At 63.8% G+C, this 25718-nt stretch carries 26 protein-coding genes; 14 read left to right on the top strand and 12 right to left on the bottom strand.

The genetic code is table 11. The features are described from left to right. The first annotated feature begins 11 nt into the window (after positions 1–11). From LCM4576_RS19915 to LCM4576_RS19870, 10 genes are all read left to right on the top strand, one after another. The gene (locus LCM4576_RS19915; RefSeq protein ID WP_071034064.1) at positions 12–1487 is read left to right on the top strand and encodes an aspartate aminotransferase family protein; all 1476 of its coding nucleotides are present in this window, start codon (positions 12–14) and stop codon (positions 1485–1487) included. Positions 1488–1499: 12 nt separating this feature from the next. Continuing rightward, positions 1500–2732, top strand: a complete 1233-nt coding sequence (locus LCM4576_RS19910) for a hypothetical protein (protein WP_071034062.1) — start codon at positions 1500–1502, stop codon at positions 2730–2732. Next, complete coding sequence (locus LCM4576_RS19905) at positions 2729–3487, top strand: FkbM family methyltransferase (protein WP_071034060.1); 759 nt, start codon at positions 2729–2731, stop codon at positions 3485–3487. Before LCM4576_RS19910 ends, LCM4576_RS19905 begins: the two co-directional genes overlap by 4 nt. 143 nt (positions 3488–3630) lie before the next feature. Further along, a complete protein-coding gene (locus LCM4576_RS19900) occupies positions 3631–6192 on the top strand; it encodes an FAD-dependent oxidoreductase (protein ID WP_071034058.1) in 2562 nt (853 codons plus the stop codon). A gap of 99 nt (positions 6193–6291) precedes the next feature. Next, the gene (locus LCM4576_RS19895; protein ID WP_071034056.1) at positions 6292–7059 is read left to right on the top strand and encodes a site-2 protease family protein; all 768 of its coding nucleotides are present in this window, start codon (positions 6292–6294) and stop codon (positions 7057–7059) included. Between the two features lie 58 nt (positions 7060–7117). Continuing rightward, positions 7118–8059 carry a phosphoribosylaminoimidazolesuccinocarboxamide synthase gene (locus LCM4576_RS19890; RefSeq protein ID WP_071034054.1) on the top strand — a complete coding sequence of 314 codons (942 nt, stop codon included), beginning with the start codon at positions 7118–7120 and terminating at the stop codon, positions 8057–8059. 79 nt (positions 8060–8138) lie between these two features. Continuing rightward, positions 8139–8981: a DUF1194 domain-containing protein gene (locus LCM4576_RS19885; RefSeq protein ID WP_071034053.1), complete on the top strand. Its 843-nt coding sequence runs from the start codon at positions 8139–8141 to the stop codon at positions 8979–8981. A gap of 147 nt (positions 8982–9128) precedes the next feature. Further along, entirely contained in the window at positions 9129–10079 is a 951-nt protein-coding gene (locus LCM4576_RS19880) for an ABC transporter substrate-binding protein (protein ID WP_071034051.1), read from the top strand. A gap of 67 nt (positions 10080–10146) precedes the next feature. Continuing rightward, a complete protein-coding gene (locus LCM4576_RS19875; RefSeq protein ID WP_071034049.1) occupies positions 10147–10923 on the top strand; it encodes an ABC transporter permease in 777 nt (258 codons plus the stop codon). Beyond that, positions 10920–11711, top strand: a complete 792-nt coding sequence (locus LCM4576_RS19870; RefSeq protein ID WP_071034106.1) for an ABC transporter ATP-binding protein — start codon at positions 10920–10922, stop codon at positions 11709–11711. Before LCM4576_RS19875 ends, LCM4576_RS19870 begins: the two co-directional genes overlap by 4 nt. A gap of 20 nt (positions 11712–11731) precedes the next feature. Here the strand turns inward: LCM4576_RS19870 and LCM4576_RS19865 are convergent, their stop codons facing one another. The 3 genes from LCM4576_RS19865 to LCM4576_RS19860 form a co-directional block, all read right to left on the bottom strand. After that, the gene (locus tag LCM4576_RS19865; RefSeq protein ID WP_407067387.1) at positions 11732–12670 is read right to left on the bottom strand and encodes a GlxA family transcriptional regulator; all 939 of its coding nucleotides are present in this window, start codon (positions 12668–12670) and stop codon (positions 11732–11734) included. A gap of 301 nt (positions 12671–12971) precedes the next feature. Beyond that, positions 12972–13106, bottom strand: coding sequence for a hypothetical protein (locus LCM4576_RS37545; RefSeq protein WP_112099240.1), 135 nt, complete (start codon positions 13104–13106; stop codon positions 12972–12974). A gap of 345 nt (positions 13107–13451) precedes the next feature. Then, positions 13452–13637 (bottom strand): hypothetical protein, encoded by a 186-nt coding sequence (locus tag LCM4576_RS19860; RefSeq protein ID WP_040981897.1) that lies wholly within the window; start codon positions 13635–13637, stop codon positions 13452–13454. 221 nt (positions 13638–13858) lie between these two features. Here LCM4576_RS19860 and LCM4576_RS19855 point away from each other — a divergent pair, with 221 nt between their 5' ends. Beyond that, the gene (locus tag LCM4576_RS19855) at positions 13859–14758 is read left to right on the top strand and encodes a LysR substrate-binding domain-containing protein (protein ID WP_071034046.1); all 900 of its coding nucleotides are present in this window, start codon (positions 13859–13861) and stop codon (positions 14756–14758) included. 1 nt (position 14759) lies between these two features. Here the strand turns inward: LCM4576_RS19855 and LCM4576_RS19850 are convergent, their stop codons facing one another. Both LCM4576_RS19850 and LCM4576_RS36835 read right to left on the bottom strand, forming a co-directional pair. After that, positions 14760–15722, bottom strand: coding sequence for an alpha/beta hydrolase (locus LCM4576_RS19850; protein WP_071034044.1), 963 nt, complete (start codon positions 15720–15722; stop codon positions 14760–14762). 310 nt (positions 15723–16032) lie between these two features. Next, complete coding sequence (locus tag LCM4576_RS36835; RefSeq protein WP_071034104.1) at positions 16033–16218, bottom strand: hypothetical protein; 186 nt, start codon at positions 16216–16218, stop codon at positions 16033–16035. Between the two features lie 292 nt (positions 16219–16510). On the opposite strand from LCM4576_RS36835, the gene LCM4576_RS19840 reads away from it, so the two are divergent. Beyond that, entirely contained in the window at positions 16511–17551 is a 1041-nt protein-coding gene (locus LCM4576_RS19840; protein WP_040981891.1) for an acyltransferase, read from the top strand. Positions 17552–17558: 7 nt separating this feature from the next. Here LCM4576_RS19840 and LCM4576_RS19835 read toward each other — a convergent pair whose 3' ends face one another. Next, a complete protein-coding gene (locus LCM4576_RS19835) occupies positions 17559–19628 on the bottom strand; it encodes an ASKHA domain-containing protein (RefSeq protein ID WP_071034042.1) in 2070 nt (689 codons plus the stop codon). Between the two features lie 101 nt (positions 19629–19729). Here LCM4576_RS19835 and LCM4576_RS19830 point away from each other — a divergent pair, with 101 nt between their 5' ends. Next, the gene (locus LCM4576_RS19830; RefSeq protein WP_244510850.1) at positions 19730–19972 is read left to right on the top strand and encodes a hypothetical protein; all 243 of its coding nucleotides are present in this window, start codon (positions 19730–19732) and stop codon (positions 19970–19972) included. Between the two features lie 79 nt (positions 19973–20051). Here the strand turns inward: LCM4576_RS19830 and LCM4576_RS19825 are convergent, their stop codons facing one another. The 6 genes from LCM4576_RS19825 to LCM4576_RS19800 all read right to left on the bottom strand — a co-directional run bounded on the left by LCM4576_RS19825 (position 20052) and on the right by LCM4576_RS19800 (position 24671). Continuing rightward, positions 20052–21029, bottom strand: coding sequence for a methyltetrahydrofolate cobalamin methyltransferase (locus LCM4576_RS19825; protein ID WP_071034040.1), 978 nt, complete (start codon positions 21027–21029; stop codon positions 20052–20054). 80 nt (positions 21030–21109) lie between these two features. Next, on the bottom strand, positions 21110–22201 hold the full coding sequence (locus LCM4576_RS19820; RefSeq protein ID WP_071034038.1) for a methylenetetrahydrofolate reductase: 1092 nt from the start codon (positions 22199–22201) through the stop codon (positions 21110–21112). Next, positions 22198–22788 carry a methylenetetrahydrofolate reductase C-terminal domain-containing protein gene (locus LCM4576_RS19815; protein ID WP_071034036.1) on the bottom strand — a complete coding sequence of 197 codons (591 nt, stop codon included), beginning with the start codon at positions 22786–22788 and terminating at the stop codon, positions 22198–22200. The genes LCM4576_RS19820 and LCM4576_RS19815 overlap by 4 nt, the downstream gene beginning before the upstream one ends. Then, the gene (locus tag LCM4576_RS19810) at positions 22781–23083 is read right to left on the bottom strand and encodes a virulence factor (RefSeq protein WP_040981879.1); all 303 of its coding nucleotides are present in this window, start codon (positions 23081–23083) and stop codon (positions 22781–22783) included. The genes LCM4576_RS19815 and LCM4576_RS19810 overlap by 8 nt, the downstream gene beginning before the upstream one ends. Before the next feature lie 135 nt (positions 23084–23218). Further along, positions 23219–24001 (bottom strand): formyl transferase, encoded by a 783-nt coding sequence (locus LCM4576_RS19805; protein WP_071034102.1) that lies wholly within the window; start codon positions 23999–24001, stop codon positions 23219–23221. A gap of 94 nt (positions 24002–24095) precedes the next feature. Beyond that, complete coding sequence (locus LCM4576_RS19800; RefSeq protein ID WP_040981878.1) at positions 24096–24671, bottom strand: DUF4893 domain-containing protein; 576 nt, start codon at positions 24669–24671, stop codon at positions 24096–24098. A gap of 125 nt (positions 24672–24796) precedes the next feature. Here LCM4576_RS19800 and LCM4576_RS19795 point away from each other — a divergent pair, with 125 nt between their 5' ends. Next, positions 24797–25711, top strand: coding sequence for an NAD(P)-dependent oxidoreductase (locus LCM4576_RS19795; RefSeq protein WP_071034034.1), 915 nt, complete (start codon positions 24797–24799; stop codon positions 25709–25711). The last annotated feature ends 7 nt before the right edge of the window (positions 25712–25718 follow it).

Below are 25718 nucleotides of genomic sequence, written 5' to 3'. Positions count from 1 at the left end.
AGATTTTTCAGATGACCGTCATGGCCAAGCCGGAACAGACAGGCGCGCGCACGCTGGTCGAAGCGCCGGCGCTTTCGCCCGCTTCCATCGCCAAGCCCGAGCTGATCAGCGTCGAGCAGGCCAAGGCGATGAACGTCGCCCGCATCACCGACCTGTTCAAGGCGCATCTCAATCCGGGACAGCTGCATTTCATGAAGCTGCTCGGCTTCCACAAGGTCAAGATCGAGCGCGCTGAGGGCATGTTCTATATCGACCAGAACGGCCGCAAGATCCTCGACTTCTTCGGCGGCTTCGGTTCGCTCGCCTTCGGCCACAACCATCCGCGCATCCTGGAAGCGCGCAAGACATTCCAGGAGGAAAAGCGCCAGGAGATCGCAATCGCCTTCATGTCGCAATACGCAGYGGCGCTCGCGCATAACATCGCCAAGTGCTCGCCCGGCGACCTCGATATGGTGTTTTTGGGCTCCTCCGGCTCGGAAGCGATGGAAGCGGCGGTGAAGCTCGCCGAGCGCGCCGCAGGGCCGAAGCGGCCGAAAATCGTCTATGCCGAGAATTCCTTCCACGGCAAGACCAAGGGCGTGCTGGCGATCACCGACGGACAGCTCTACCGCGCCGACTTCAAAGTCGCCGACAATGTCGTGCGCGTTCCCTTCGCCGACATCGACGCCGTCGAGCGGCTGTTCAAGAGCGATCCCGAGATCGGCGTCATCGTGCTGGAAACCATCCAGGGCGGCGGCGGCATCATCCAGGCGCCGAGCGAATACTGGCAGAAGCTGCGCGCGCTTTGCGACCGGCACGGCGTGCTGTGGGTCGCCGACGAGGTTCAGTGCGGTTATGGCCGCTCGGGCCGCTTCTATGCCTTCGAGCATTACGGCGTGGTGCCGGATGTGACGGCGCTGGCGAAATCGCTCGGCGCCGGCAAGGCGGCGGTCGGCGCCATGATCGCCAGGCGCGACGTCTACATGAAGGCCTATGGCACGCCGAAGACGGCGATGATCCATGCCATGGCGACCTTCGGCGGCATGGGCGAGGCCTGCGCCACCGCGATCGAGGGCATCAACGTGCTCTATGACGAGGGGCTGATCGACAATGCCGCCTCGACCGGCGCGTACCTTCTGCAGCGGCTGCAGGCGCTGAAGGAAAAATATCCGAAGATCATCAAGGATGTGCGCGGCAAGGGTTTTATGATCGGGCTCGAGTTCCACGATTTYTCGCAGACCCTGCCTATGGTGCTCAGACCGGTGGTGAGCGTGCTCGACGACAAGTTGAAAGGCTCGCTGTCCGGCTTCGTCGGCTCGCTCTTGTTGCGCGACTACGACGTGCTCGTCGCCTTCACCGAATACAACCGCAATGTTATCCGGCTCGAGCCGCCGCTGATCTGCCAGCCCGAGCATGTCGACGGCTTCGTCGACGCCTTCGACAACCTGTTGTCGCGCGGCATCGTGGCGATCGTGAAGGATTTCGTGAAAAGCCAGGTCGGGAAATAGAGGCCGCCGAGCATGCTGACGAGGCCGTCCGCTCCGACCAAACCGCTGGAACGGTTGACCGGCGCCGGCCTGGCGTGGGGCGAGGGAGCTTACGCGAAATGGGCGGCGTCGATCGGGGCGATCGCCTTCTCGCTCTATATCCTGCTGACCGCCGCGACCGCCTGGTTCATGCCCGACGCCAACTGGGACATGCTGCCCTATCTGGCGATTGCCGAGGAGGGCGCCTATCCCGATCCACAAGCGCTGCATGACTATGCCTACAGCACGGTCAAGGGTGGCGTGTCGGCGGGCGACTACAAGACGTTGACCGACGACGGCGGCGGTTTTCGCAGCCACATGGCGGAGAATGCCGCCGACTTCCATTCGCTGCTCGGCATGTACAGGATCAAGTTCCTTTATGCGGAAATCCTGTCGAGCCTGAGCCATGTCGTCTCGCCGGTCGAGGCGATGYGGCTGGTGCAGGTGTTTTCCGTGCTTCTGTTTGGCATCATCACGCTGGCCTGGCTGCGCTCGGAGGGCGCGCTGGCGCTGGCGCCGGTCGCCGGCGCAATCCTGATCATGGCCGATTTCGGCGATGCGGCGCGCGCCTCGACGCCCGACCTTTTGTGTTCGGCGCTGTTCCTTGGCGGGCTCTTTGCCTACGTGCGCAAGCGCGAGGYGGCGACGGCGGTCCTGCTTTTCCTGGCTTTCATGGCGAGACCCGACAACATCGTCTTCCTCGCCATCTTCGCGGTGCTGCTTATCGCTTTCCGCGAGAGGGCATGGGGCGCGCTGGCCGGTTTCGCAGCCTCTTTCATCGCCTATTTCGCCATTTCGCACTGGGCCCAGCATCCCGGCTGGTGGCCGCATCTGTGGTTCTCCAGCATCGAGCAGCATTACAACATGGACGGGTTCGACCCGCCATTTTCGGCGGCCGCCTATCTCAAGGCCTTTGCGGCGTCGGTGGTGCGCGCCATCAGCGTCAACAGTTGGGTCGGCGTCTCGGTCCTGGCACTGGCCGGCTGGTTCGGGCTCGAGCGCACCGGCTTCCGACTCGACCGCCGTGCCGGCATCCTGCTGGCGGCGCTCGTGCTCGGCGTGCTGGCGAAGTTCGCCGTCTTCCCGATCCACGACACCCGCATCTATTTCCCCAACCTTCTGCCGCCCTTCCTGCTGATCGCAGCGCCGTTGATGGCGCTGTGGGCAGCGGCGAGCCGGGGCGGGCCTCGCGCTGCGCTGCAGGCCAATTCCGGAGATAAGTCATGAGCTCGGTGTCCAGCTTCGCGCGCATCCTGTTGTCGCTCGRCCTTCCGGCAGGCCTGCTCGATCGCGGGCCGGCGTTGCGCGGTACGAAGTTCCTTGCCAAGGCGGCGCTCAAGGCGCGCTTCGGCGGCAATGGCCGGCCGTTCCAGATGGTCAATGTCGGCGCCTGCGATGGCGCGCTGTTCGACGACGTGACGCCGTGGCTGCACAGCATCCGCGGCGCTCGCGCCATGCTGGTCGAGCCGATCCCCTACAATCAGAAGCGGCTGCGCGCCAACTATCCTGATACCGACCGCTTCATCATCGAACCGGTGGCGGTGACCAGGGCCAAGGGCACGATCACCGTCCATACGTTTGACGCCGCCGCGCTCGAAGCCGGCACGCTGCCGATCGAGTTCATCGGCTGCTCGTCCGTCACCGACACCAATCTGATGTCGGGCAAGAATGCCTGGGGCGAGGCCGACGCCAATTTCAACAAGTTCGCGCCCCATCTGAAAGACATCGAGGTGCCGTCGGAGACCCTGCAGACGCTGCTCGACCGCAACGGCATCGTCCATATCGACGCTTTCCTGGTCGACTGCGAGGGCGCCGACTGGATGGTGTTCGAGCAGCTCGACCTCGAGCGCTACCGCCCCGGCATGATCAAGATCGAGGTCGGCGCGCTGCCGGCGGCCGAGATCGGCCAGGTCGTGGTCAAGCTGAAGACCGCCGGGTACCAGGTCGGCTTCCAGGCCGAGGACATCTGGGCCTTCGCTTGAAAAGAACACCCCCCGCACGAGCCGTCGCGCCGCACTTGCGGCGTGTCGCAAACAGGCGGTAGCTCAATCCGCGTCCTCTGCATATTGTGCGCCATTCGAAGGGCGCGCAAACGCGCCCGTCTATCCCTTTGGAGTCGCGGGCAATGGCAGAGTTTCCGAAAAAGGCGAAGGTCGTCATCGTCGGTCTGGGCGGTATCGTCGGCGCGTCCGTCGCCCACCACCTGATCGAGCGCGGTTGGGACGACATCGTCGGTATCGACAAGTCGGGCATCCCGACTGATATCGGCTCGACGGCGCATGCCTCGGACTTCTGCTACACGACCAGCCACGATTTCCTGTCATGCTGGACGACGCTCTATTCCATCGATTTCTACGAGAAGATGGGGCATTACGCGCGCGTCGGCGGCCTCGAAGTCGCCCGCGTCGGCGACGATGGCCGTATGGACGAGATCAAGCGCAAGGTCGCCTCCGCCAAGGCGTTCGGCACCCGCGCGCGGCTGATCGAGCCGGCCGAGATCAAGAAAAAGTTTCCGCTGATCGAGGAGCATCTGGTGCAAGGCGGCCTGTGGGACCCGGATGCCGGTCTCGTCATCCCGCGCTCGCAGACGGTTGCCGGCAAGCTGGTCGACCAAGGGGTTGCAGCGGGCAAGCTGCAGGCGTTCGCCAACACCTCGGCCAAGGAGCTGATCGTCGAGAACGGCCGCATCAAGGGCGTGGTCACCGAGCGTGGCACGATCGAGGCCGATTATGTGGTGGTCTGCACCGGCATCTGGGGCCGGCTCACCGCGGCTCTGGTTGGTGAGGACCTGCCGGTCATGCCGATCGACCATCCGCTGACCTTCTTCGGCCCCTACAACGAGTTCGCCGGCACCGGCAAGGAGATCGGCTGGCCGCTGCTGCGCGACCAGGGCAACTCGGCCTATATGCGCGACACCGGCGATCCGAAGACCGCCGAGGGCGGGCAGATCGAATGGGGTTATTACGAGGAGACCAATCCGCGCCTCTGCCACCCGCGCGATCTGCTCGAAAAGCATGAGGCGCGGCTGTCGCCGTCGCAGCGCGACCTCGACATGGAGCAGATCATGGCGCCGCTGGAGCGCGCCATGGAACTGACGCCGATCCTCGGCGGGCTCGGCTACAATGAAGGCCACTCCTTCAACGGCCTCTTGCAGGTGACCACCGATGGCGGTCCGTCCATGGGCGAGAGCCAGAAGGTGAGAGGCCTGTGGTACGCCRTCGCCATCTGGGTCAAGGACGGYCCGGGCATGGGCAAGCTGATCGCCGACTGGATGACCGACGGCCGCACGTCGATCGACCATCACCAGATCGACTATTCGCGCTTCTATCCGCACCAGATGCAGGAACAGTTCATCTGGGACCGCTGCACCGAAACGGCGATGAAGGTCTACAATCCGGCGGTGCATCCGCGCGAGCCGTTCTCCAAGGGCCGCAACGTCCGCCGCTCGCCCTTCTGGGAGCGCGAGAAGGAGCTCGGCGGCTATTTCATGGAGCTGGGCGGCTGGGAGCGCGCCCATGGCTACGCCGCCAACGAGCATCTCCTGGAAAAATACGGCAACCGCGTGCCGGTGCGCGAGAACGAGTGGGACAACCGCCATTTCTGGCGCGTCTCCAATGCCGAGCATCTGGCGATGAGCGAGGATTGCGGCATCGTCAACCTCTCGCATTTTTCGATGTACGACGTCGAAGGCCCCGACCATGTCGCGCTGCTCGAATGGCTGTGCGCGGCCAAGATCGGCGGCGACAACAATATCGGCAAGGGCATCTACACCCACTTCCTCGATGAGGAAGGCATGGTGCGCGCCGACTTCACCGTCATCCGCATGGCCGACCGCTGCCGGGTGATCGACGGCGCCGACGCCGGCCCGCGCGACTTCCGCTACATGCAGCGCACCGCGCAGGACAAAGGCTTTGACGCCACCGTCACCGACGTGACCGAAAAATACGTCACCATCGGCATCTGGGGGCCGAATGCCCGCACGACCTTGCAGAAAGTGGTCGAGAACCCGGAAGGCCTGACGCCGGAGAATTTTCCCTTCGCCGCGATCAAGCCGATCAGGATCGGCGGCAAGGACGTCACCGCCTTCCGTATCTCCTATGTCGGCGAGCAGGGCTGGGAGCTGCATATGCGCTACGAGGACGGGCTTGCCGTCTGGGACGCGCTGCGCTCCACTGGCGTGATGCCGTTCGGCGTCGAGACCTACGCCAACACGCGCCGCATGGAAAAGAGCCTGCGGCTGCAGAACGCCGATCTGCTCACCGAGTACAATCTGCTCGAGGCCGACCTTGCCCGCCCGAAGGTCAAGGAGAACGACTTCTGCGGCAAGGCCAAGCATCTGGAATACCGCGCCCGCGCGCATCAGCCGGCGATGCTGTGCACGCTGGTGATGACCGAGAACACCGATTCCAAAGGCGTGGCGCGCTATCCGGTCGGCTCCATGCCGGTGATGGACCCGGCGACCGGCGAGACACTGGTCGACGAGCTCGGCCGCCGCTCCTTCACAACTTCGGTCGCCTATGGTCCGACGATCGGCAAGAACATCGCGCTTGCCTATCTGCCCTGGGCTTATGCCCAGGAAGGCCGCAAGCTGCAGGTCGAGTATTTCGGCGAGACCTATCCGGTCGAGGTCGCCGGCGTCGGCTACAAGCCGCTCTACGACCCGGAGAACCTCAAGCCGAGAAGCTGAGGGCTAGACGATGGACGCAACAGCCCGGCTTCGGCCGGGCTTTTTTCTTTTGCGCAGCAGGATTCTCGCATAGCGTTTGCACCAGGCGGAGTGGGTAGCTTGCAACGGTTCGGCTGGGACAGGAAGAACGACGCGTTCGTCTTCACGATGACGGGGAACATTCCCGTCCATGTCAGCTGGACCTTTGCCGTTCCCGCCGCCTTGCCGTTCCTGCATGAGTGGTCGAGACGTCCCCAGGCCGCCCTGACTCATACGCTCATCTTTGCCGCGCTGCTGTTCCTGTCGGTGTTTTTGCACGAGCTTGCCCATGTCTGGGCCGCGCGACGGCGAGGCATCGGCACCCAACGGATAGACCTGTACCTCTTCGGCGGAATTGCCTGGTTCAAGCCCGGCGCCGCGGCTTCGCCCTATGGCTGGGCGTGGATCGCCTTCGCCGGGCCGTTGGTGAACATCATCCTGGCGGCGGGTTTCGCGACTGCCTATTACCTTTTTGCCCGGCCCTTGTTGCCGGTCGAGCCGGACGGTCTTTTCAGTTCGCCGGCGCCGAGACCGGACACGCTTCTCGGGTGGACGCTTTGGCTTGGCGCCCTGGTGAATGCGGTTCTGGCCGTTCTCAACCTCCTCCCGGCCTATCCGCTCGATGGCGGGGCGATCGCCAGGCATCTGCTTGCGCCGCGTTTCGGCCCGGATACCGCCACGCGGATCGTCGGCTTCTGCGGCGTCGTGCTTTCAATTTTGCGCTTCGCGGTCATTGTGCCTGCGGCAACAGCCGGAATTCTGTTGTGGATTCCGCCTTCGTTCAGGCCGAACTGGCGGGCGTTTCGCGCTGCCGGCAAGAAGAAGCCCGTTCCGCAGCGCCCGGCTTGATGTGCAGGGGCCCAGCGGCTTATGTGGCCCATCAGAGTCCGCGAAAGCAACACGCCCCATGCGCATCCTGTCCGACGCCTTCATTCCCGAATTGCCCAACCGCTACAACGGCAAGGTGCGCGAGAACTACGATCTGCCGGACGGGCGCCGTATCATCATCGCCACCGATCGTCTGAGCGCGTTCGACACGATCCTGGCCTCGATCCCGTTCAAGGGGCAGGTCCTCACCCAGACGGCGCGCTACTGGTTCGAGGAAACCGCCGACATCTGCCCTAATCACGTGCTGGAATATCCCGACCCCAACGTCGTGGTCGGCAGGCGGCTCGACATGCTGCCGGTGGAAATGGTCGTGCGCGGTTATCTGGCGGGGACCACCAGCACCTCGATCCTGACCAAGTACCGGAAAGGCGAACGCAGCTTCTACGGCCACAGCTTTCCCGACGGGCTGYGCGACAATGAAAAGCTGCCCCAAGCGATCATCACGCCGACCAGCAAGGCCGCCCATGGCGGCCATGACGAGCCGCTGTCGGAAGCCGAGATCATCGACCACGGGCTGCTCACGCAGGCGCAGTGGGATACTGTATCGCGCTATGCGCTGCAGCTGTTCGCCCGCGGCCAGCAGCGCGCCGCCGAACGCGGCCTGATCCTGGCCGACACCAAATATGAATTCGGCACCGCGCCGGACGGCGCAATCGTGCTGGCGGACGAAATCCACACGCCAGACAGCAGCCGCTACTGGATCGCGCAGAGCTACGACGAGGCGTTCGAAAGCGGCGGCCGGCCGCGAAGCTTCGACAAGGATTTCATCCGGTCCTGGGTGTCGGCGCGGTGCGATCCCTACAAGGATCCGATCCCGCAAATTCCGGACGAGATCATCAACCAGGCCTCGGCGGTCTATATCCAGGCCTATGAAGCGATCACAGGCGCGAAATTCGTGCCTGATCTTTCCGGCGATACCGTGCTGGAACGTATCCGTTCGAATCTAGCGCGATATTTCTAGAAGACCCACGCCGRCCGAAAATCCAATGCCGGGAAATTCCCGGCTTTTGYGCGGGACGATTTTCGCCTAACCTTCGTCCATGTCCGCTTATGCCCGCGCAAGGCATATCGTCTTGGCCGGTGCCGCCCTGGCGCTGGCGCTTTGGCTGACGCCGGCAGCTTCTCCCGCCGAGCCCGTCGATGTCGAACTGGTGCTGGCGGTCGATGTTTCGCTCTCCATGTCGCCGGCCGAGCTGGAGATCCAGCGCCACGGCTACGCCGCGGCGCTCACCCATGACAACGTGCTCAAGGCCATCGCGGACGGCGCCTATGGCAAGATCGCCGTGACTTATGTCGAGTGGGCGGGCACGACCTGGCAGCGCGTCGTCGTGCCGTGGACGGTGATCGCCAATCGCGACGATGCCGAGAAGGTGGTGGCGCGGCTCAATGCCCTTCCGCCGGACAGCGCCCGGCGGACCTCGATCTCTGGCGCGCTGAGCTTCGGCAGCGACCTGTTCGCCGAGAGCGGTTTCCAGGGCACGAAGCGCGTCATCGACGTTTCCGGCGATGGACCCAACAACCAGGGCGCGCCGGTCGATCTCACGCGCGACGAGGTGGTCAGGCAAGGTATCACCATCAACGGACTGCCGCTGATGACGCGCGGCGGTTTCAGCGGCGCCTTCGACGTCGAAAATCTCGACCGCTATTACAGCGACTGCGTCATCGGCGGGCCGGGCGCCTTCATGATCCCGGTCAACGACTGGACGCAGTTCCCGGAAGCGATCCGCCGCAAGCTGGTGCTCGAGCTCGCCGGTCCGGCTTCACCGCAATGGGCGGCCGAGGAGGCCGCGCATCCGCCGCTCGTGCTCGCCGACGACAGGCCGGCAGYGGACTGCCTTGTGGGCGAAAAGATGTGGCGCAACCGCGGCTGGGGGCAGCCATAACGGATCGAACAGCTGCTCCGAAAAGCCGGATCCACTTTCCGGGATCATGCCCTGGCTTGGACCATCGTCCGGTGAGGCTTCTGCTTCATTGACAAGCCTTTTGGGGTCTGTGAGACAATTCGCGTCACCACAAAAAGGGGAACCACAATGAACAGAACCTCCATTTTCGCGGCGGCGCTGACGGCGGCCGCCGTGCTTAGCGCGCCGGCGATGGCTGCCACCTCGCTCACCATCGGCATCAGCGGCTGGACCGGCTTCGCGCCGCTGACCCTGGCCAAGCAGGCCGGGCTTTTCGAAAAGCACGGGCTCGATGTCACGTTGAAGAAAGTGCCGCAGGCGAGCCGCCCGCTGGCGATTGCCAGCGGCGACCTGCAATGCGCGGCGACCACGGTCGAGACCTGGATGGTGTGGAACGCCAGCGGCGTCACCACTAAGCAGATCTTCCAGCTCGACAAATCCTACGGTGCCGACGGCATCGTCGTGCGCAACGACATCAAGAGCGTCGCCGATCTCAAGGGCAAGACGGTCGCTTCGTCCGCGCCCGGAACCTCGCCCTATTTCCTGCTTGCCTGGGTGCTCAACAAGAACGGCATGTCGACCAAGGACGTCACCGTCGTCAACCTTGAGCCGGACGCGGCGGCGCAGGCCTTCCTGGCCGGCCAGAATGACGCCGCCGTTACTTACGAGCCCTTCATCTCGGCCGTACGCGACAAGGCCGACCAGGGCCACATCCTGGCGACCACGCTCGACTATCCGATGGTGATGGATACGGTCGGCTGCACGCCGGACTTCCTCAAGGCCAATCCCGATGCCGCCAAGGCGCTCGCCGACAGCTATTTCGACGCGCTCGACATGATCAAGAAGGACCCGCAGAAATCCTACGAGATCATGGGCGCCGACGTGAAGCAGTCGGCCAAGGAGTTCGAGGATTCGGCCAAGTACCTGAAATGGGCCGACAAGGCGGAGAACAAGCAGTTCTTCACCAAGGATTTCCAGGACTTTTCCAAGACGGCCGCCGAGCTCTTGCTGCAGATGGGGCTGATCAAGGAAGCGCCGGATGTGACGACGCTTGCCGACACCAGCGCGGTTGCCAACTGATCTCGCGTCCTCCGATCGGTGGCGGCGCCAAGCCGCCATCGGCTTTTCTCCTCAAGGACAGGGCCTGATGCTGCGTCCCTTGTACCCCGTTGCGCCGGGCACGCGAACCGTGCTCGGCATCGCCTTCTTCGTGCTGTTCGTGGCCTTCTGGGCATGGATCACACTTGGCGGCCATGTGAACCGGATTTTTCTCGCCGATCCGCTGTCGATGCTGAAGGACGGCTGGCGGCTGCTCGTCGAAGACCGGTTCTGGCTCGATATCCTGATCACCATCTGGCGTGTCTTCGGCGGCTTCGTRYTGGCCTCGATCGTCGCGGTGCCGATCGGCATCGCCATGGGCGCCTGGAAGCCGGTCGAAGCCTTCCTCGAACCGTTCGTATCCTTTGCGCGCTACCTGCCGGCGTCGGCCTTCGTTCCGCTGCTCATCCTGTGGGCCGGTATCGGGGAACTCGAGAAGCTCCTGGTGATCTTCGTCGGCTCGGTGTTCCAGATCATTCTGATCGTCGCGGTCAAGGTCGGCAGCACGAGGCGAGACCTGGTCGAGGCCGCCTATACGCTGGGTGCGACCGACAACGGCATCGTCAAGCGCGTCATCATGCCGGCCAACGCGCCGGAGATCGCCGAAACGCTGCGGCTGGTGCTGGGCTGGGCCTGGACCTATGTGATCGTCGCCGAGCTGATCGGCTCGTCATCGGGCATCGGCTATATGATCATCAACAGCCAGTCGCGGCTGGCGACGGGGCAGATCATCTTCGGCATCATCGTCATCGGGCTGATCGGGCTTCTGTCCGATTTCGCCTTCAAGGCGCTCAATCGCTGGCTCTATCCGTGGAGCCTGGCATGAGCAAACTTCAGATCGAGGGCGTCTCGCGGACCTTTGCCGGGGTCGGAGGCGGGGAGCCGGTGCAGGCGCTGCAGCCGGTCGACCTCGCGGTCGCGGCGAATGACTTCATCACCATCCTGGGACCATCCGGTTGCGGGAAGTCGACTTTGCTCAGGATCGTCGCCGGACTGGAAGCGCCGAGCACAGGCCGCGTGCTGCTCGACGGCAAGCCGGTCACACGGCCGGGACCGGACCGCGGCATGGTGTTCCAGTCCTACACTTTGTTTCCCTGGCTGACGGTTGCGCAAAACATCGGCTTCGGCCTACGCGAGCAAGGCAGGCCTGAGCGCGAGCGTAACGAGATCGTTGCTTCCTATGTCGATCTGGTTGGGCTCAAAGGCTTCGAGAACCACTGGCCGAAGCAGCTGTCGGGCGGCATGCAGCAGCGCACGGCGATCGCGCGGGCGCTGGCCAACGACCCGGAAATCCTGCTGCTCGACGAGCCGTTCGGCGCGCTGGACAACCAGACGCGCGGGCTGATGCAGGAACTGCTGCTCGGCATCTGGGAGCGCCGCAAGAAGACGGTGCTGTTCGTCACCCACGACATCGAGGAGGCGATCTTCATGGCGTCGCGGGTGATCGTGATGAGCGCCCGGCCCGGCCGCATCAAGTCGGACGTGCCGGTCGACCTGCCGCATCCGCGCCACTACACGCTGAAGACCAGCCCGGAATTCTCGTCGCTCAAGGCACAGCTCACCGAAGACATCCGCGTCGAGGCGATGCGGACGGCGCAGACGCAGTCTGTTTAGAGGACTGCGTCTCTGCCTGCTTAAGCCGCCAGCAGTTGCTTGCGGTCGACGCGCTCCTGCTGCGGCGAGCGGGCATAAAGCTCGCGGTAGCATTTGGAGAAATGCGAGGCCGAGACGAAGCCGCAGGCGACCGCCACTTCGACCACCGGCATCGACGACTGGATGAGCAGGTGCCGGGCGCGGTCGAGGCGGATCTCCAGATAGTAGCGGGCGGGGGAGCGGCCCATCTCGGTGCGGAACAAACGCTCGATCTGCCGGCGGGAAAGATCGACATGGTCGGCGATCTCGATCAGCGACAGCGGCTCGGCAAGGTTGGYCTCCATAAGCTCGATGATGGTGAGCACCTTCGAGTTCTGAACGCCGAGGCGGGCGCGCAGCGGCAGGCGCTGGCGGTCGGTCGGGCTGCGCACGCGGTCGGTCAGCACCTGCTCGCAGACGCGGTTGACGAGGCTCTCGTCGAAGTCGTCGCCGATCAGCTTCAGCATCATGTCGAGCGCGGCGGTGCCGCCGGCGCAGGTATAGACGTTCTGATCCACCTCGAAGAGGTCGGCAAAGACATTAGCTTTCGGAAAGGCTTCCGAGAAGCCCGGCAGGTTCTCCCAATGGATGGCGCAGCGCTTGTTGGAAAGCAGGCCGGCGGCGGCCAGGATATGGGCGCCGGTGCACAGGCCGCCCACGGCGACGCCGCGGTTATACTCCTCGCGCAGCCAGGCGAAAGCGGACTTGTTCTGGTAGCGCTCGACATTGATGCCGCTGCAGACGATCGCCATGTTCGGCCGGTCCGGTCCGGCCATCTTCCTGCGCTCTTCCTCGAGCGAGGTGTTGACGGCGCATTCGACGCCGTTCGAGGCGCGGACCGRCTTGCCGTCGATGCTTGCCAGGCGCCAGCTATAGGCTTCGTAGCCGAGCATGCGGTTTGCCGAGCGCAGTGGATCGAGYGCCGTCGCGAAGGCGATCATAGTGAAGTCGGGAACGAGGAAGAATACAAACGATCTCTTGATCGGGTGCTTTACGGCATTCACGGGGAAACCTCACGCAGCCATGACGCGAACAGGATGTCGCGAACAGCATAGCGACAACAGGAAAAACCATTCCTGTCAATCGGGTAGGCGGCTAAGTGAAGATTAAATTTGCGACACGGGTCGCAAATGGGCAATTCGTGCAACTGCAAGCTGTCCCCCGCGCCGAGATCAGGTCGACGCCCATACAAAAACGCCGCCTGGCAAGCCGGGCGGCGTTGAATTCAGTAACCGAATTGTCTTAGGCGATAAAGCCGAGACGAGCGGCGGCCACGGCGCCGGTCTGGCCAGGCATGGTCTTGGCGAGGCGCTGACGCTCCAGAGCGGTCGTCAGGTTCATTTCGCGGCGGGCGAACAGGCGGGCAAAGAGCTTCATCATCCATCTCCATTTGGTTGCTCAGACGGGTCGCCTTCGCTTAAGGAGTGGGGCAGCTCGTTTTTGCTGCGGCCGATATAGGCTCACTTCAGCAAAAACTAAATCGCAAAAACGAAGCGCTTGATATGAAAAGCGACATGGTTTGCGACATTTTCGGGCAATATGCCCACAATTTCCTATTGTTTCCAGTGCTTTAACTGGCCTGTTAACCCGCTATGCGAGTGGTTCATATGCGTCATGCAGCGGCCGCATGGCTGGAAAACTCATTTGAATGCAAACAAAAACCATAAACAAAAGGCCTGCCGAGCTGACACGGCAGGCCTTCAGAACTTCATACACACTTGATTACTTCGCTCCGGCCCAGCTTCCGACACCGAGGCGCAAGCCGGTCTTGACGTCGGCGGCTTCAGGCCAGCCGATATCCTTCTGCAGTTCGATCGGCAGCGCATGGATGGCGCGTTCGGTCTGGTAGCGGGCACGGGCCGCACTGAATTCGGTCGCAAGCCGACCGATGGACGACAGGATAGACATTTCTCTCTCTCCTCTATGYGGGCAGGGAGGCGCCCGTCATTGGGTTAAATCAGGTCTGTTTCAGCTTCATTTCATGTCGATTGCAGGACTGTGTCAGGGGCGTTTCATGGCTGCTTTTGGCAGCATCCCGCATCGATCGAGTTGACTATGCGCCTGGAGTGATGTTCAATCAAACGAAATGGAATGATGGATTGCATCAGAAAAATTGAAAGCAGGCTCCCATGAACGCCCCGCTCAATCATCCGCTGCCGCTGCTTGATCTCGATGTGCTGCGCACCTTCGTGGCGATCGCCGAGACCGGCAGCTTCACCACGGCCGCCAATGCGGTGTTCCGCACGCCGTCGGCCGTCTCCATGCAGATCAAGAAGCTTGAGGACATCCTCGGCCGTTCGGTCTTCGCGCGCGATGCGCGCTCGGTGACGCTGACCACRGACGGTGAGATGCTGCTCGGCTATGCGCGCCGGCTTTTGTCGATCAACCGCGAGGTGGTGTCGAAGTTCATCATCCCCGACATTGTCGGCGTGGTGCGGCTCGGTTCCCCCGACGATTATGGCGAGCGCGTGCTGCCGCATGTCTTGAAGCGCTTCGCCCAGTCGCATCCCTCGATCGCCGTTGACGTCACCATCGACCAGAGCATCAATCTGCGCCGCCGCATGGACGACCGCGCGCTCGACATCACGCTGCTCACCAATTCCTACAAGACCAGCGCGATCGGCGCGGAGGTGCTTTTGACCGAGCCGATCGTGTGGGCCGGCGCCAAGGGCGGCTGCGCGCATCTGCGCGAGCCCTTGCCGGTCTCGCTGTGGGAGGAAGGCTGCGCCTGGCGGGCCGGGGCCTTGGAAGCGCTTGGACGTGAAGGCCGCAATTACCGCATCGCCTATATGAGCGCCCACACGGCCGGCCAGCGCGCCGCCATCATGGCCGACCTTGCGGTGGCGCCGCTGCCGAAGTCCTTCCTCGGCGACGAGATGGTCTCGCTGGGCGCCAAGGACGRCATGCCCGAGATCGGCACTTACAATCTCGCCATGGTGGTGGCGCCCGACGCCAGCGCGCCGGTGAAGGCCGTGGCCGATCACATCCGGGCGACGTTCGAATTGTTCCGGGAAACCGGCAAGTTCTGAGCTACTCGGCCGCGGGCGYCGTGCGGGCGGCGAGGGCAGCCCTTGCCTTGCGCCGCACCCGAGCACGGGGCGGTGCCGGCAGGCTGAGAAAGTCGACGATGCTGTCGCGTGCGCGGCGCGCCTCGGGCATCTCGATCAGCGGCCAGACGTGGAACATGCCTTTCTCATAGACCACGTCCACCTCGACGCCGGCAGCCCGTGCCCTCTCGGCGAAGATGAGATTATCCGGTGTCAGCATGTCGCGTGAACCAGTCAGCAGCAGCGTTTTCGGCAACACGGATAAGTCGCCGTAAAGCGGGCTGATGTGCCAGTCTTTGCGGTCGAAACCGGCGCTGTAGAGCCGCACCGCTTCCAGCCCACCCGGAATACCCAGCCACGGATCCTGCCGCTCGGCCTCGAAGACTTCAGGATTTGCAAGCGAAACATCGAGGCCGGGCGAGATCAGCACGTGATGYGACGGCGCAGGCAGGCCTTCCTCGGCCGCCATCATGGTCAGCACGACGGCCATGTTGCCGCCGGCGGAATCGCCCATGAAGACGATGTCCTCGGCGTCGGTCTGTTCGARCATGCGCCGGTAGACGTCGCCGACCATGCCGAACATGTCGTGGAAATCGTGCTCGGGGGCGATTGGGTAGATCGGCACGGTGATGCCGAAACCGAGACGCTCGGCCATCTCGGCGATCAGCCCCCAATGGTAGGAGGTGATCTGAAAAACATAGGCGCCGCCATGCATGTAAAGAATGCGCCGGCGTTCGCCCGCCTTCGGGGCGATCTCATAGACCGGAAAGCCGTCGATTTCGGTCTCGGTGATGTTCAGCCGCGCCTTGAGCAAGGCCGGCGGATGATAGTCCTCGGTCTTGCGGGCGTAGGCGATCCAACGCTGCAGGTTCTCGGGACTGGAAAACGCCTTCTTGCGGCTGTGCCGGAGAACGAACGAAACGAGATGGCTTTTCAAACTGGGCATGCGGATACACGGACTTCGGCAGAGCCAACTAAGAGAATTTCCCCCGCTCTGCGAAGATTGTACCTCAGTTTGAAATGTCAAGGAATCACCCTGGCACATCGGCGTGATCCGATGGCGCCAGTGTCTTTGTTTCGCGCAATTCCGGACGGAAGGCTACGGCGAAGTCGCCAAGCCCGACCGCTGCGCACTTTCCTTTAACTGCTCTAGCGCCGCTTCGGCAGCAGTGCTGCGCGCAACCTGTTGTCGCCGGCCGGAGTCACGTTGCGGTCCTGGCGCTTGCCGAGCAGCTTGCATTTGTCGGCGAAGGTCATCAGCGCGGCGTGCCCAGAAGCAGCGCATGAAGGACTGCCTGCGGGTCGCTTGGCGGCGAGGCCGGCCAACCGATATCCTTCTGGACATGCGCCGGCAGATCGTTGAGCGCGCGGATCGCCTTGTTCCTGGCATGAGCCTGCCGGATGGTGACACCGAAGCGGCTGAGATTTCCGAACATCGACATTTTCATCTCCCTTGAAGAGCAACGACGGCCGAGGATGGTCGCTGGCCGCCGTTGGATGGCCGCTAGATGCGTCACGCATGTATCGGGTCGATTTCGCGAGAACAGCGTTTCGGTTTCCGGATCGCGCGGATCCGGAAACATTTGCATACAAATGAATTGAGCAGGCCGGCGTGCCGGCCCGGTCGGAATAGCTGCCATCGGCGGTTGACAGAGGCGACCGGCTGCATTGTTATTGTGCGATGCGGCGTGGGATATGTGCACTGCAGCATGATGCGATACGGGTCAGGGCATCGTGACGAGCATACATAGTATTCAATATCTGCGCGGGCTCGCCGCGTGCGCGGTCGTTTGCTTCCACGTCAGCGAGCAGTTCGGCGGTCCGTTCAATGTCGGAGCAGCCGGCGTCGACGTCTTCTTCGTCATCAGCGGCTTCATCATGTGGGTGACGACGGCCGGCAGGCCGGCCGATCCTTGGCGTTTCATGGGGCGCCGGATCACCCGCATCGTGCCTCTCTACTGGATCGTCACGCTGCTGACCGCCGCGGGCATCCTGCTCAAGCCGCAGTTCTTCTACGGCCATTTCTTCAGTGTGGCGAATTTCGTCGGCTCGCTGTTCTTCCTGCCGGCTCTGCAGGAGGGAGCGCTGCATCCCATCGTCATACAGGGTTGGACGCTCTGCTATGAGATGATGTTCTATCTCGTTTTCACGCTCGTCCTGTTCCTCAGCGAGCGCTGGCGGTTCGGCGTTCTCGTGGGCGCGCTTGTCGCCATCGTCGCGCTGCACTTCGTCCTGCCCGCGGGATATGCGCAGGCCTTCACCGATCCTGTGGTGATCGAGTTTGCGGCCGGCGTCGTCGTCGGGAGCCTGTGGCTCCGGGGCGCAAGGCTGCCGCTCGGAGTGGCGCTGGCGATGGTTGGCGCGGGGTTCCTCCTGCTTGCGGCCGGCCCGCTGTTCGATGCCGGTTTGCCTCGTGCCTTGCGCTGGGGGCTCCCGGCCGCATTGATCGTAGCGGGCGCGGTTTTTGCCGAGCGGGCACGGCCGTTCAAGCCGGCCGCCTTGCCCACATTTCTCGGCGATGCGTCCTATTCGATCTATCTGTGGCACGTCGTGGTCGGCGTGCTGGCGACTGGTGTCGTCCTGAGGATCGGGATTCCCTCAGCTTTGCAGCCGGCGACGATCCTGGTCGCCACGGTTGCGCTCTCGGCAATGCTCTATCTGATTGTCGAAAAGCCATTGATCGGGCTGYTGCATCCGCAACGTCCCAAGACCGTCGTGAAGGCAAGCAATGCCGCGGCCGCAGGGGCCGCGGAACGAGGCCGGCTGCAAGCTTGAGCTTGGCCTAGCCRCGGCCGCGCCGTGCCGCGCGCTCCTCGCGCGAGMGCCGGCGAGGGGCGGCGTCGCCGGCGGCGCCGTCCTCGCTCATCACCTTGCGCGGCGGCAATTTCACCRCTGCCGCCAGCTTCGGGAACGGGTCGACCTTGTTCGGCAGCGCCATGGCGTAGACGAAGTGCTCCTGAAACTTCGGCTCCAGCGCCGTCTCGATCTTCTCGATCCTGCTCACCGTCTCCTCGATCTCGCGGCGGTAGCCGCGGTTGAGCAGCGCCATGCGCGCGCCGGCGCCGGCGGCGTTGCCGACAGCCGAGACCTTGTCGAGGTCGCAATCCGGGATCAGGCCAAGCACCATGGCGTATTTCGGATCGATGAAGGAGCCGAAGGCGCCGGCAAAATGGATGCGGTCGACATGATCGGTGTGCTGCTTTTCCATCAAAAGCTTGGTGCCGGCATAGAGCGCCGCCTTGGCAAGCTGGATGGCGCGCACGTCGTTCTGGGTGATGGTGATCTTCGGCTCGCCTTCCTTCAGCACGTAGGAGAAGGTGCGGCCGTTGGGCACGATGCGCGGCGAGCGCATGCTCAGCGATCCGTCRACGACGCCGTCCTCGGAAATGATGCCCGACAGATACATCTCGGCGATCACCTCGATGATGCCTGAACCGCAGATGCCGGTGACGCCCGTCGCCTGCACGCTTTCGGCGAAGCCCGGCTGATCGGACCAGAGCTCCGAGCCGATGACGCGGTAGCGCGGCTCGAGCGTGTCCGGGTCGATGCGCACGCGCTCGATGGCGCCTGGCGCCGCGCGCTGGCCGCCTGAGATTTCCGCGCCCTCGAAGGCCGGGCCGGTGGGCGAGGAGGCCGCGACGACGCGCGTCCTGTTGCCGAGCACGATCTCGGCATTGGTGCCGACGTCGACGATCARCATCATCTCGTCCTGGCGATGCGGCCCTTCCGACAAGGTGACGGYGGCGGCATCGGCGCCGACATGRCCGGCGATGCAGGGCAGCATGTAGAGGCGCGCGCCCTGGTTGAGCTTCAGGCCGATGTCGGAGGCCTTGATGCGCACCGCCCCGGAGACGGCGAGCGCGAAGGGCGCGCCGCCGAGCTCGGTCGGATCGATGCCGAGGAACAGATGATGCATGATCGGATTGCCGACGAAGACGGAATCCAGGATGTCGGCGCGCTGGACGTTGCCTTCGGCGCAGACCTTGTCGACGAGGCCGGAAACGGCCTCGCGCACGGCGACTGTCATGCCTTCGCGGCCGTCCGGATTCATCATCACATAGGAGACGCGGCTCATCAGATCCTCGCCGAAGCGGATCTGAGGATTGGAGGTGCCGGAAGAGGCGGCGACGCGGCCCGAGAGCAGCGACACCAGATGCATGGCAATCGTGGTCGAGCCGATGTCGCAGGCGAGGCCATAGGCTTCGTTCTTGAGGCCGGGCCACAGCGCGATGACGCGAGCGATGTCGCTGTCGGCATCCTTGTGGATGGYGGCCGTCGCGGTCCAGTTGCCCTTGCGCAGGATGCCCTGCACCTGCGGCAGCAGATAGAAGTCGAATTCGAGGTTCTTGAGGCCCCAGTCCTTCATCAGGGCGATCTTCAGYCGGTCGAGGTCGCCGAGCGGCTTATGCATGTCGGGCTCTTCGATCTCGACATAGCACATGCGGATCGCCGTATCGCGGGCGATCACCCTTGTGTCGGCGTCTTTGCGGATGGTCTGCGCGTTGATGACCGTATCCTGCGGCACGTCGATGACAAGGTCGCCGAGGATCTGCGCCGAGCAGGAGAGGCGGCGCCGCTCGGGCAGGCCGCGGACGCGCTCGTAGCGCTCTTCCTTGGCGCCCTTGGGCGAGATGTGGTCGTTGGACGAGACGATCTTGTGCTTGGCGAAATTGCCTTCCTGCACTTCGATCTGGCAGCGCCCGCAAGTGGCGCGGCCGCCGCACACGCTTTCGACATAGACGCCGAGCTGGCGTGCGGCATCGAGGACCGGCGTTCCAACGGGGAACCGGCCGCGCTTGCCAGACGGCATGAACAGGACGAGCGGATCGGTGATGTTGGGGGGAGGATTCATGCTGGCACGTGTCTCGATGGCAATTGCCGATGCCGTTTAACGGATCGTTTTACTATTGGGCGGAGAGTCCGTTGGTCCAGGGGCCAACCCAAGGGCCAACCATGTCGGATATTCTGTTCTCCGCCATCTTCACCGCGTTCACCATGGTGCGCGTGATCAAGGGCTCGTGGCTGCGCAATCCRCAATACCTCGCCGCCGGGATTCTCGGCGCAATCGTCGGAACCCTGGTGCTGCACGCATGCTGGCCCGCCTATGACGATGATTTCATCGTCGGCGGCGTGACGGGCATCTTCGGATCGTGGGCGGGAATGGCGTTGTTCGACGCCATATTGGGCGTGGCCTGAACGCAAAGCAGAGCTGTCCGAGCGCATCCGCGATGCGATCGGACCAGCCTTGTTTGCGGTGCGGTTCACGATTGCGCGCTTATCCCCTGGCCATGCGGGCTTCGCGGCCGCCGCGGCGACGGCCGCCGGCAGCGGCGGCGCCGTCGCCGGGAGCGGTCACCGCGACCGGAGCGGCAACGGCATGGCCGCCTTCGGCCGGCTTGTAATCCTTATAGGTGCGGATCCAGTTGGTGCAGTTCTCGTCGGTGCCGTTGAGCACATTGGCGCCGCGCACGGCTTCCATCTCCTGCGGCCGGACCGGGTTCATGATGGCGCTCGTCATGCCGGCGCCGATCACCATCGGAATGAAGGCGGCGTTGATGCCGTGGCGGTGCGGCAGGCCGAAGGAGATGTTGGAGAGGCCGCAGGTGGTGTTGACCTTGAGCTCCTCGCGGAGCCGGCGCAGCAGCGCGAACACCTGGYGGCCGGCATCGCCCAGCGCGCCGATCGGCATGACCAGCGGGTCGACGACGACATCATGGGACGGAATGCCGTGGTCGGYACAGCGCTCGWCGATCTTCTTGGYGACGGCGAAGCGGACATCCGGATCCATCGAGATGCCGGTCTCGTCGTTGGAGATGGCTACGACCGGAACGTTGTATTTCTTGACCAGCGGCAGGATGGCCTCGAGCTTCTCTTCCTCGCCGGTGACGGAGTTGACCAGCGGACGGCCCTTGGCGACCTTCAGCGCGGCCTCGATCGCGGCGGTCACCGAAGAGTCGATCGACAGCGGCAGATCGACCAGGCCCTGCACGATCTCCAGCGTCTGAACCAGAAGCGCCGGCTCGGTGGCGTTGGGGTCGACGGCGGTGACGCCGGCGTTGACGTCGAGCATGGTGGCGCCGCAGGCGGCCTGCTCCAGCGCGTCCTTGATGACGGTCTCGAAATTGCCGGCCACCATCTCGGCGGCGAGCTTCTTGCGGCCGGTCGGGTTGATGCGTTCGCCGATCACGCAGAAGGGCTGATCGAAGCCGATGACGATTTCTCGGGTCGCCGAGGCGACGATGGTGCGGGTCATGCGATCTCTCCGTCGGGATATAAAGAGTTCTTTATATCGTTATCTGATTTGGTTCAAGCGAATGCGTGCGAGCCGCGTTGTCAGTGCGCGGTCTTCACCATGTCCACCTGGGTTTCGGTAATCTCGTCGTGCAGTATGTGGTCGAGTCGCTGGGCGACGATCTGGTCGTCGCGGCGGATTTCGCGCTTCCAGGGCTGGCGGCCTTTCAGCACGCCGGATTCATCGACGATCTCGGCGACATATTCCTCCTGGCGGTAGGCCATCACATGGATGCCGGCGACGCCCGGGATCTCCTTCACCTCGTTGATGATGTCGATGCAGAGCTGCTTGCCTTCCTTCTTCTGATCCAGCGCGCCTTCCAGCCGCTTGATCACCGCGTCGGGGATGTGGATGCCCGGCACGTTGGACCGGATCCACTTCGCCGTCTTGGCGGAAGCGAGCGGACCGACGCCGCAGAGCAGGAAGAGCTTCTCGGTGTGGCCGAGGTCACGCGCCTTCTGCATGAAGGCTTTGAACATCGGCACGTCGAAGCAGTACTGCGTCTGYGCGAACTGCGCGCCGGCGGCGATCTTCTTGCCGAGATGGATYGGGCGGAAGTCGTAGGGCGGCGCGAAGGGGTTGACCGCGCAACCAAGGAACACCTGCGGCGGCGTCGTCAGCTTGCGGCCGGACAGGAACTTGCCGTTGTCGCGCATGATGCGAATGGTTTCGAGCAGCGACATGGAATCGAGGTCGAACACGGGCTTGGCGCCAGGCTGGTCGCCAGCCTGCACGCCGTCGCCCGTGAGGCAGAGCATGTTGGCGACGCCCATCGCGGCGCCGCCCAGAACGTCGCCCTGGATGGCGATGCGGTTCTTGTCGCGGCAGGCGATCTGCATGATCGGCGCGTAGCCCATGCGGGTGAGCAGCGCGCAGATGCCGACAGAGGACATGTGACAGTTGGCGCCCGAGGCATCGACCGCGTTGATGGCGTCGACCCAGCCGTCGAAAATCTTGGCGCGGTTGTAGACGTCTTCCGGATCGGCGCTGTCCGGCGGGTTGAGCTCGGTGGTCACCGCGAATTCGCCGCGGCGCAGCACGCGCTCCAGCCGGCCGCGCGAAGTGTGGCCGGGCAGGGGATCGAGCGGCAGGTGGATAYCGGCCGGGTTCTCGTCACGCTGAAGGGCGGTCATGCCGAAGCTCCGGGGGTCTGTGCCGTTTCACGCGCGGCAGCGGCCTGCGCGGTCACCCTCAGCCATGCCGAAGTTTCGCGCAGCGACTGATCGACCGGCTTCTGCACGGTCAGGATCTTGTCGCCATRCACCATGTTGCGCGAGCCCTCCCAGGCCTTGACCCAGACGCAAGGCATATCCGGCTCGACCTCGCAATTGCCGTTGGCGCGCACGCCGCCGCAAGGGCCGTTGCGCAGCTGCTTGGGACAGTTCATCGGGCACGACATGCCGGTGGAGGAAAGCACGCACTGACCGCACATGCGGCAGTCGAACATGAAGCCCTTGACGCGCTTCTCGACGAACTTCACCGGAGCCTCGACGCGGCCGTAGCCGATACCTTTCCACAGAGGATGCAACAACAGGAAAGCGTCGGCGAACCGGCTGTAGAACCATTCGAGCAATCGCGAGTGCCGGATGGACCACAGGCGCACGGCGAAAGTGCGCTGGACGCGGCGCTGCGGYGACACGTCGGCAGGCTTGTAGTCGGATTTCGGCGCTGCCTTCTTGACCAATGTGGCCTGGGTGACCGCCGGCTGCTTCTCAGACATCTTCTTTCCCGCCAGCCTTGACCAGAGCGACCAGCCGCTCGCGGTCATATTTCGCGTCGAGTTCCTGATAGGCCTTCTCGACCTCGGCCTCGATGTCGTCGCCGACCGGGACGGGGTCGGCCTTGCGCCATTCGGCCAGATAGTCATCGGTGCCGCCGGCGCCGGTGCGCATGGCGCACATGTCGATCGCTTCGGTGAAGCGCAGCGGCAGCTCGCGCTTGGCGTTCTGCCGGCCCTTCCTGACGATGACCTGGGCGGGGATGTCGCGCCAATAGACGACGATCAGATCGGCCATGAATTCTCAACTCCTCGATATGTTGGAGCATTGCCGCATGCGCTGTTGGGCCGCTTGTTATGGGACGACGCGCGCCCCTTCAAAAGCGACGCTGACGATGGCGCAAAGCGAATGCTGAAATGCGTCGCCGGCTGATCACCAGACGCGCTTCGTCAAGCCGGTCCAGAGATAGAACCAGATCGTCGGGTGATACCATTGCTTCGACGGCAGGCCGGGATCGATCGTTTCCAGTCTGCCGGCCAGCGCATTCTTCACCGCTTCGACGCAGATATCGCGTGAAAACGCCGCCTGGCGCAGCGCGWAGCTGGCGATCGAGTCGCCCGTCTTGGGCCTGCCGCGCGCCTGCTTCAGCACGCCGCCGGTGTCGACGCCGGCATCGACCAGGTGAACGGTCGTGCCGAAGTTCTGCGCGTCGCCGGAGGCCAGCGCCCAGTAGCCGCCATTCATGCCGCGATATTTCGGCGCGATGCCGGCATGGTAGTTGAGCACCGGGCAAGGCATCCTGGCCAGTATGTCCTTCGACAGCAGTCTGCAGCCCGCAAGCAGCACAACACCCGGTCCGATGCTGGCGATTTCCTTCAGGCATTCCGGCCCGTTGGCTGACGGCACATGAATGATCGTCTGGCCCTGTCGTGGCTCGGTCGCGAGCTTTTCCTCGGCGATCAGTCGCTCGGCGTGACCGGCCAGGAAGCGCTTGCCGAGCCTGGTCAGCACCATCGTGCCGAGCTGACCGACGGCCGAGACCCAGCCCTGCCGCCGGGCGCGGCCCATGAGTAGGCGCTTTTTGGATTCGGGGTTCTCGAGGATGACGTTGACGGGACCGGCCCGATCGGCAAGCGCATTGACGATGGCCCAGATATGCGGGCCACCTTCTGTGACGACCACGATTGGTCGCGTACTCGATTCCGACGCTGCCACGGCAAGCACCCGCTTGGAAAACCGGGCGCATGCTATGCGGGGCGGGTTAATCCTTGGTGTGCCGGAGGCGTTCGGTCAGCCGCCAAAGCCCGGCTCAGCGCTTGAATTCCATGATGTCGAGCTTCGATTCGTAATAGGGCGCGGGGAATTCGATCCGCCATTCGGTGGCGCTGTTGCGGAAAGCGTAGCCGACCTGGTCGCTTTCGGGACCGCTGCCATAGGGCTTCGCCTTGTCGTTGTTCACCGAGAAAGAGCCGAGATAGATCGAGCGCTTCTCGCCATCRTCGAAGAAGCGGCCGGTGGTGCGTTGCGAGCCGCTGGTCTTGGTAAGCCGCCAGCCGGAGCCGTCGTCGGTCACCTTGCACTTGAACCAGCCATAGATGACGAGCGGGCTGATGCCGCCCGCCTTGATGGTGCGGCACTTCCAGTTGCCGGTGAGGTCCTTGTCTGAGAAAGCGACGAGCGGCCTGGCGAGCAGGTCATCCAACTGCTTGACCTCGGAGGGATTGCCGGCCTTGGCCTCTTCGAGGGCCGCTTTGCGCGTTTCGCCATACTTATCCAGCCGCGCCTTGTCGGCGGCGGTGATCAGCTTCTGCACTTCGCCGTCGGCATGGGCGGGCAAGGTGAGGGCGATGAGGCCGAAGACGGCAAAAAGCAGGCGAGGGGTCATGAAATCGTTTCCTCAAATCGATGGCTGGAACAGTTCTTTTCGTCACCGGCGCACAACTTACCGGTTCGCGCTCGCCTGTCATCCGTGCTTAACAGCGTGTGCTCGGAAAAAATGGCGTTCGATCGATGCGGATATTGCTCACGGGATCGTCCGGATGGCTGGRCAGCGCGCTCCAGCCACGATTGGAAGCGCTCGGCCATGAGGTGGTCGGTCTCGATCCGGTTCTCTCGGCGCGCACGCAAGTCGTCGGCTCGGTCGCAGACCGCGACCTGGTCTTCGGAACTGTCCGCGACAATCGCATCGAGGCCATCATTCACAGCGGCGCGCTGCACAAGCCGAACATCGAGCATTTCGAGAACACGGATTTCGTTGCAACCAACGTCCAGGGGACGCTCAACCTCCTCGACGCGGCCGTGGCCTGCGGCATCGAGCGCTTCGTCTTCACCTCGACGACGTCGCTGATGATCTCGCAGGCGATCCGCGCCRGCTTCCAGGGCGGCGCGCGCAAGGCCGCTTGGCTGACGGAGGAGATGTCGCCGGAGCCGCGCAACATCTATGGCGTGACGAAGCTTTCGGCCGAGCATCTGTGCCGCCTCTACCACCTTGAACACGGATTGCCGGTGGTGGTGTTGCGCACCGCGCGCTTCTTTCCCGAGGCGGACGACATGGCGCATGCGATCGAGCAATCGGACGCCAACACCAAGGCCAACGAATTGCTGTTCCGCAGGCTGACGGTGGAGGACGCGRCCGAGGCGCATGTCGCGGCGTTGGGGAGTGGGCCGAGCCTGGGTTTTGAYGTCTTCATCGTCTCGGCGCCGACGCCGTTCAGGCCGCAGGATTGCGCCGAGCTGATCGCGGACGCGCCGTCCGTCGTCGCGTGCTATTTCCCGGATTATCCCCGGCTCTATGCGAAGAAGGGCTGGACGATGTTTTCGTCGATCGACCGCGTCTACGATCCGTCGCGCGCGCGGGAGCGACTGGGCTTCGTCTGCAAGACGAGCTTTGCCGACGTGCTTGCCGCGCTGGAAGCGGAGGTCTGAAGGCCAG

Source organism: Mesorhizobium sp. LCM 4576, assembly GCF_001854815.1.
Classification (GTDB): domain Bacteria; phylum Pseudomonadota; class Alphaproteobacteria; order Rhizobiales; family Rhizobiaceae; genus Mesorhizobium; species Mesorhizobium plurifarium.
This window is presented reverse-complemented; position numbering and strand designations above follow the sequence as displayed.